General features: G+C 55.1%; 6 protein-coding genes and 1 tRNA gene. All 7 read left to right on the forward strand.

Annotated features, from left to right (window positions below; all coding sequences use genetic code 11):
- Nucleotides 1-7 precede the first annotated feature (7 nt).
- The gene (locus tag IM273_RS01845) at nt 8-886 is read left to right on the forward strand and encodes a metal ABC transporter substrate-binding protein (protein ID WP_028014191.1); all 879 of its coding nucleotides are present in this window, start codon (nt 8-10) and stop codon (nt 884-886) included.
- A gap of 129 nt (nt 887-1,015) precedes the next feature.
- The gene (pncC, locus tag IM273_RS01850) at nt 1,016-1,513 is read left to right on the forward strand and encodes a nicotinamide-nucleotide amidase (RefSeq protein WP_028014190.1); all 498 of its coding nucleotides are present in this window, start codon (nt 1,016-1,018) and stop codon (nt 1,511-1,513) included.
- An 89-nt stretch (nt 1,514-1,602) separates the two neighbouring features.
- On the forward strand, nt 1,603-2,661 hold the full coding sequence (gene recA, locus IM273_RS01855) for a recombinase RecA (protein WP_028014189.1): 1,059 nt from the start codon (nt 1,603-1,605) through the stop codon (nt 2,659-2,661).
- Nucleotides 2,662-2,729: 68 nt separating this feature from the next.
- The gene (gene recX, locus IM273_RS01860; protein WP_193050544.1) at nt 2,730-3,230 is read left to right on the forward strand and encodes a recombination regulator RecX; all 501 of its coding nucleotides are present in this window, start codon (nt 2,730-2,732) and stop codon (nt 3,228-3,230) included.
- A gap of 131 nt (nt 3,231-3,361) precedes the next feature.
- Nucleotides 3,362-5,989 (forward strand): alanine--tRNA ligase, encoded by a 2,628-nt coding sequence (gene alaS, locus IM273_RS01865; protein ID WP_193050542.1) that lies wholly within the window; start codon nt 3,362-3,364, stop codon nt 5,987-5,989.
- Nucleotides 5,990-6,230: 241 nt separating this feature from the next.
- Nucleotides 6,231-6,416: a carbon storage regulator CsrA gene (gene csrA, locus IM273_RS01870; RefSeq protein ID WP_000906486.1), complete on the forward strand. Its 186-nt coding sequence runs from the start codon at nt 6,231-6,233 to the stop codon at nt 6,414-6,416.
- A gap of 342 nt (nt 6,417-6,758) precedes the next feature.
- A tRNA-Ser gene (locus tag IM273_RS01875) sits at nt 6,759-6,851 on the forward strand.
- Nucleotides 6,852-6,874 lie beyond the last annotated feature (23 nt).

Genomic DNA, 6,874 nt, shown 5'->3' on the forward strand with positions numbered 1-6,874 from the left:
GGAAACGATGAAAAGTACAGGATTAATCATGGCGCTAGCGCTGGGGATGATGTCGCATAGCGTGATGGCGAAAACGCTGAATGTAGTCACCAGCTTTTCGATACTGGGGGATATCGCGCAGGAGGTGGGGGGCGATCGTGTAAACGTGACGACGCTGGTGGGGCCGGACGGCGATCCGCATACCTTCGAACCGTCGCCTAAGGACAGCGCAGCGCTGAGCAAGGCTGACGTGGTCGTGGTCAACGGTTTAGGGCTGGAAGGCTGGCTCGACCGCCTGGTGAAAGCCTCCGGGTTCAAAGGCCAGCTGGTCGTTGCCTCAAACGGGGTGAAAACCCACACGCTTGAGGAAGATGGAAAGACCGTGACCGATCCGCACGCCTGGAACAGCGCGGCGAACGGTGCGCTGTATGCGCAAAATATTCTGAACGGGCTGGTGAAAGCCGATCCGGAAGACAAAGCGGCGCTGGAGGCTTCAGGAAAACCATACATTGCGCAACTGACCCAACTGGACAGCTGGGCCAAAACGCGCTTTAGCCAGATCCCGCAGGAAAAGCGCAAAGTGCTGACCAGCCATGACGCGTTTGGTTATTTTGGCCGCGCTTACGGCGTAACCTTCATGGCACCTCAAGGACTCTCTTCAGAGAGCGAGGCCAGCGCGTCGCAGGTGGCGGAGATTATCAAGCAGATTAAAGCCGACGGCGTGAAAACGTGGTTTATGGAAAACCAGCTCGACCCGCGTCTGGTGAAGCAGATTGCGTCGGCGACGGGCGCACAGCCGGGCGGCGAACTTTACCCGGAAGCCTTGTCGGCAAAAGGTGGAGCAGCAGACACCTACGTTAAGGCGTTTCGCCATAATGTCGATACGCTTGCGAACAGCATGAAATAATATTTCTACAGCCGGTGCGCCCGCACCGGCTTTTTTCTGAAGCCCCCTCGTAAAACCTGAAGCGCATCCCCATATCTGACGAGAAAGTGCTATCTTGTGCTGCACGTTTTTCTCAAGCCTGGAGCAAGAATGACTGACCATGAATTGATGCAGCTAAGCGAGATCGTTGGCCTTGCCCTGAAGCAGCGTGGCGCGACTATTACCACCGCGGAATCCTGCACCGGCGGCTGGGTGGCGAAAGCGATTACCGATATCGCCGGCAGTTCCGCCTGGTTTGAACGTGGCTTTGTGACCTACAGTAACGAAGCTAAGGCGCAGATGATTGGCGTGCGCGAAGCCACGCTGGAACAGCATGGCGCGGTCAGCGAACCGGTTGTCATTGAAATGGCCATTGGCGCGCTGAAAGAGGCGCGGGCAGATTACGCCATTTCCATCAGCGGCATCGCGGGGCCGGACGGCGGCAGCGACGTGAAGCCTGTCGGCACCGTCTGGTTCGGGTTTGCCACGTCCAAAGGGGAGGGGATCACCCGCCGGGAGTGCTTCAGCGGCGATCGCGAAAGCGTGCGTCGTCAGGCTACCGTTTATGCGTTAAAAACGCTCTGGCAACAATTTCTACAAAATACTTGATACTGTATGACTATACAGTATAATTGCACCAACAGAACAGAAGTCCATGGTGAAGCGCAGTTGCTTCTCCCGGCATGACAGGAGTAATAATGGCTATCGACGAAAACAAACAGAAAGCGTTGGCGGCAGCACTGGGCCAGATCGAAAAGCAATTCGGTAAAGGCTCCATCATGCGCCTGGGTGAAGACCGTTCCATGGATGTGGAAACAATCTCCACCGGTTCGCTTTCTCTGGATATCGCACTGGGCGCGGGCGGTTTGCCGATGGGGCGTATCGTAGAAATCTACGGTCCGGAATCCTCAGGTAAAACGACGCTGACCCTGCAGGTTGTTGCAGCGGCACAGCGCGAAGGTAAAACCTGTGCGTTTATCGATGCCGAGCACGCGCTGGACCCGGTCTATGCCCGTAAGCTGGGCGTTGATATCGACAACCTGCTGTGTTCCCAGCCGGACACCGGCGAGCAGGCGCTGGAAATTTGTGACGCGCTGGCACGTTCCGGTGCGGTTGACGTGATCATCGTCGACTCCGTTGCGGCGCTGACGCCAAAAGCGGAAATCGAAGGTGAAATCGGTGACTCTCACATGGGCCTCGCGGCACGTATGATGAGCCAGGCGATGCGTAAGCTGGCCGGTAACCTGAAGCAGTCCAATACGCTGCTGATCTTCATCAACCAGATCCGTATGAAAATTGGTGTGATGTTCGGTAACCCGGAAACCACCACCGGTGGTAACGCCCTGAAATTCTACGCCTCTGTCCGTCTGGATATCCGCCGTATCGGCGCGGTGAAAGAGGGCGAGAACGTGGTGGGTAGCGAAACCCGCGTGAAGGTTGTGAAGAACAAAATCGCAGCACCGTTCAAACAGGCTGAATTCCAGATCCTCTACGGCGAAGGTATCAACTTCCTCGGCGAGCTGGTTGACCTGGGCGTGAAAGAGAAGCTGATTGAAAAAGCGGGCGCCTGGTACAGCTACAACGGTGACAAGATTGGTCAGGGTAAAGCGAATGCTATCTCCTGGCTGAAAGAGAACCCGGCTGCGGCGAAAGAGATTGAGAAGAAGGTGCGTGAGCTTCTGCTGAACAACCAGGACTCCAAACCTGATTTCGTGGTGGATGCCGCGGATGCTGAAGAAACCAACGAAGACTTTTAAGTCTCTCGTGTAAAGATGAAGGGCTGCTGACGCGGCCCTTTTTGCATTTCTGATTCTGCAGGTTTTTTATGAGTGAACCGACATCACGCCGACCCGCCTACGCGCGCTTGCTGGATCGTGCGGTACGCATTCTCGCCGTGCGCGACCACAGTGAACAGGAGCTGCGGCGGAAGCTGTCAGCGCCCGTCATGAGCAAAAACGGGCCGGAGGAGATTGATGCCACTGCGGAAGACTACGACCGCGTGGTGGCCTGGTGCTATGAGCATCATTACCTGGACGATGACCGGTTTGCCTCGCGTTTTCTCGCCAGCCGTGGTCGCAAAGGGTATGGGCCCGCGCGCATCCGCCAGGAGCTAAGCCAGAAAGGGGTGGCCAGGGAGTCCATCGAAAAAGCGATGCGCGAAAGCGACATCGACTGGTGCGATCTGGCAAAAGAGCAGGCGATTCGTAAGTACGGCGAACCGCTGCCGCGTGAATTTTCAGAAAAAGTCAAAATCCAGCGCTTTTTGCTCTACCGCGGCTTTCTGATGGAAGATATTCAGGATATCTGGCGTAATTTTGCCGATTGAACGCATGCGGGATTTTACTTCCCACTAAAGAAAACTTATCTTATTCCCACTTTTTCCAGTAGCTGGTCCGTCCAACGGTTTACCGATACAGGCTGGCTACGACATTTCGTTAGCTTGATTTCAGGATAATTATGAGCAAGAGCACCGCTGAGATCCGTCAGGCGTTTCTCGATTTTTTCCATAGTAAGGGACACCAGGTTGTTGCCAGCAGCTCCCTGGTACCGAACAACGATCCGACTCTGCTGTTTACCAACGCCGGGATGAACCAGTTCAAGGATGTGTTCCTTGGTCTCGACAAGCGTAATTATTCCCGCGCCACAACCTCACAGCGTTGCGTGCGTGCGGGCGGTAAACACAACGACCTGGAAAACGTCGGTTACACCGCGCGCCACCACACCTTCTTCGAAATGCTGGGTAACTTCAGCTTCGGCGACTACTTCAAACATGATGCCATTCAATACGCATGGGAGCTGCTGACCGGTGAAAACTGGTTCAACCTGCCGAAAGAGCGTCTGTGGGTGACCGTCTACGAAACCGATGACGAAGCGTTCGAAATCTGGGAAAAAGAAGTGGGTATCCCGCGCGAGCGTATTATTCGCATCGGTGATAACAAAGGCGCGCCATATGCGTCTGATAACTTCTGGCAGATGGGCGACACCGGTCCTTGCGGTCCGTGCACCGAGATCTTCTACGATCACGGCGACCATATCTGGGGCGGCCCTCCAGGCAGCCCGGAAGAAGACGGCGATCGCTATATTGAGATCTGGAACATCGTCTTCATGCAGTTCAACCGCCAGGCTGACGGCACTATGGAGCCGCTGCCGAAGCCATCCGTTGATACCGGTATGGGCCTGGAGCGTATCGCCGCGGTTCTGCAGCACGTTAACTCCAACTACGAGATTGACCTGTTCAGCACTCTGATCAAAGCCGTTGCGAACGTTACCGGCGCGACCGATCTGAACAACAAATCGCTGCGCGTTATCGCAGACCATATTCGTTCCTGTGCGTTCCTGATTGCCGACGGCGTTATTCCGTCGAATGAAAACCGTGGCTACGTGCTGCGTCGTATCATTCGCCGTGCGATCCGTCACGGCAACATGCTGGGCGCGAAGGACACCTTCTTCTATAAACTCGTTGGGCCACTGATTGGCGTGATGGGGTCAGCCGGCGACGAGCTGAAACGCCAGCAGGCGCAGGTTGAGCAGGTTCTGAAAACCGAAGAAGAGCAGTTCGCTCGTACGCTGGAGCGCGGTCTGGCGCTGCTGGACGAAGAACTGGCGAAGCTTAAGGGCGACACGCTGGATGGCGAAACTGCTTTCCGCCTGTACGACACTTACGGCTTCCCGGTTGACCTGACGGCGGACGTTTGCCGCGAGCGCAACATCAAAGTTGATGAAGCAGGCTTTGAAGCCGCGATGGAAGAGCAGCGTCGTCGTGCGCGTGAGTCCAGCGGTTTCGGTGCAGACTACAACGCGATGATCCGCGTTGATAGCGCGTCTGAATTCAAAGGTTATGAAGCGCTGGAACTGACCGGCAAAGTGACCGCCCTGTTTGTTGACGGTAAAGCCGTAGACAGCATCAGCGCGGGTCAGGAAGCCGTTGTCATTCTGGACAAAACGCCGTTCTATGCGGAATCCGGCGGCCAGGTTGGCGATAAAGGCGAACTGAAAGGCAACGGTTTTAGCTTCAGCGTCAGCGACACCCAGAAATACGGTCAGGCGATCGGTCACCAGGGCAAACTGGTTTCCGGTTCTCTGAAAGTGGGCGAGGGCGTCCAGGCTAACGTTGATGAAGCTCGCCGCGCGCGCATTCGTCTGAACCACTCGGCAACCCACCTGATGCACGCTGCCCTGCGCGACGTGCTCGGTAACCACGTTGCACAGAAAGGTTCTCTGGTTAACGACAAAGTGCTGCGCTTCGACTTCTCGCATTTTGAAGCGATGAAGCCGTGTGAAATCCGCGCGGTGGAAGATCTGGTGAACGCGCAGATCCGTCGTAACCTGCCAATCGAGACCCATATCATGGATCTTGAGGACGCGAAGAAAAAAGGTGCGATGGCGCTGTTTGGTGAGAAATATGACGAACGTGTTCGCGTGCTGAGCATGGGCGACTTCTCCACCGAGCTGTGCGGCGGTACGCATGCCTCGCGCACCGGTGACATTGGCCTGTTCCGCATTATTTCCGAGTCGGGAACGGCGGCAGGTGTGCGTCGTATTGAAGCGGTGACCGGTGAAGGTGCGATTGCCAGCCTGCATGCGCAGAGCGATCAGCTGCACGACATCGCGCAGCTGCTGAAAGGCGATAGCCAGAACCTGGGCGAGAAAGTGCGCGTTGCGCTGGATCGCACGCGTCAGCTGGAAAAAGAGCTGCAGCAGCTGAAAGAGCAGGCTGCGGCGCAGGAGAGTGCAAACCTCTCCAGCAAGGCTGTAGACATTAAGGGCGTCAAACTGCTGGTCAGCGATCTGGCGGGCGTTGAGCCTAAGATGCTGCGCACTATGGTCGACGATCTCAAGAACCAGCTTGGTTCTACCGTTATCGTGCTGGCGACGGTGGCAGAAGGTAAGGTTTCTCTGATTGCGGGCGTCTCTAAGGATGTGACCGACCGCGTTAAAGCAGGGGAACTGATTGGTATGGTCGCTCAGCAGGTGGGTGGCAAGGGTGGCGGTCGTCCGGACATGGCGCAAGCCGGTGGTACGGATGCGGCGGCACTTCCTGCGGCATTAGCCAGCGTTGAAAGCTGGGTAAGCGCGAAACTGTAATAACTACAAAGCACAAGCAGACGCCATAGCGGCAACGTTATGGCGTCTTGTTCACTGTGCTATCGATAACGATAAAGTCAGGTTGAGTTTGTGTATATCGGCTAAACTTACGTTTAACAGAATGTGATGCCGTGACTGCTTACACTTTACGTGTTTGTCATCGCTTACTTTTTGGCGTTATATGATGGATAATGCCGGGATACAAGAGACCCGACTCTTTTAATCTTTCAAGGAGCAAAGAATGCTGATTCTGACTCGTCGAGTTGGTGAGACCCTCATGATTGGGGATGAGGTCACCGTGACAGTTTTAGGGGTAAAGGGTAACCAGGTACGTATTGGTGTTAACGCTCCTAAAGAAGTATCTGTCCACCGTGAAGAGATCTACCAGCGTATCCAGGCTGAAAAATCCCAGCAGTCCAGTTACTGATATTGTCGCGTCTCGCTGTCGGGCGAGACGCAACCCTCCCGCTATTTTTCCTGCTCAAAGTTACCGTTTAATTTCAATCGCTCTCTTTTTAACCACTCCGTTACCCTTAACTCGTCTCAATACCGCCATTTCGGCAGATGTTTTCTGTGGCGTTGCCTGCAAAATCCGCTTATAAAACACCCTCTTTGCGGCTTTTACATGCGAATTGCGTGTGATTTGTGCAAACGATAAAAGCTTTTGGAAAATTGTTTGACTTATAAGTCCCAGAAAGTAATATATGCGCCACGCAGCGACGAGAAGCTCTTAACGAGTTGCTCGAAGCACTCGAAAGAGGCGTTGTGTGGTGAGGTGGCCGAGAGGCTGAAGGCGCTCCCCTGCTAAGGGAGTATGCGGTCAAAAGCTGCATCCGGGGTTCGAATCCCCGCCTCACCGCCATTTTGCATCCGTAGCTCAGCTGG

This window comes from Enterobacter cloacae complex sp. P13B (genome assembly GCF_014895915.1).
GTDB classification, from domain to species: Bacteria; Pseudomonadota; Gammaproteobacteria; order Enterobacterales; family Enterobacteriaceae; genus Enterobacter; species Enterobacter bugandensis.